Raw genomic sequence first — 315 nt, forward strand, 5'->3', positions numbered from 1 at the left:
CACATCGACCTTGTCGATGGTGTCGTTGATGGTGGTGGTAGCACCGTTGCCCGCAACTTCCAACTTCTCGAAGTTACCGCCAGTAGTCTCGGTRATCTKGACGGTCTGGGTGCTCTTATCGATGAACACGTCATCGGTAGGCGCCGGGACGGTCACGGTCCCGACAGTGTCGCCAGCTTTGATGGTGATCGACGAGCCGTTGTCCAACTTCAACGTTACGTCAGTACCGGCCTTATTGCTCAAGGTGGCGGTGTAAGTGATCTCGCCACCTTCGTTAACAGCACTTGGTGCGGTCAGCGTCACAGTGGTGGTGTT

1 protein-coding gene is annotated in these 315 nt (G+C 55.9%); it reads right to left on the reverse strand.

Annotated elements, in window-relative coordinates; genetic code table 11:
* On the reverse strand, positions 1–315 hold a 315-nt coding region (locus tag ASD70_RS29975; protein WP_236708716.1), incomplete at both ends, for an immunoglobulin-like domain-containing protein.

The sequence above is a fragment of the Pseudomonas sp. Root569 genome, from assembly GCF_001427465.1.
GTDB classification, from domain to species: domain Bacteria; phylum Pseudomonadota; class Gammaproteobacteria; order Pseudomonadales; family Pseudomonadaceae; genus Aquipseudomonas; species Aquipseudomonas synxantha.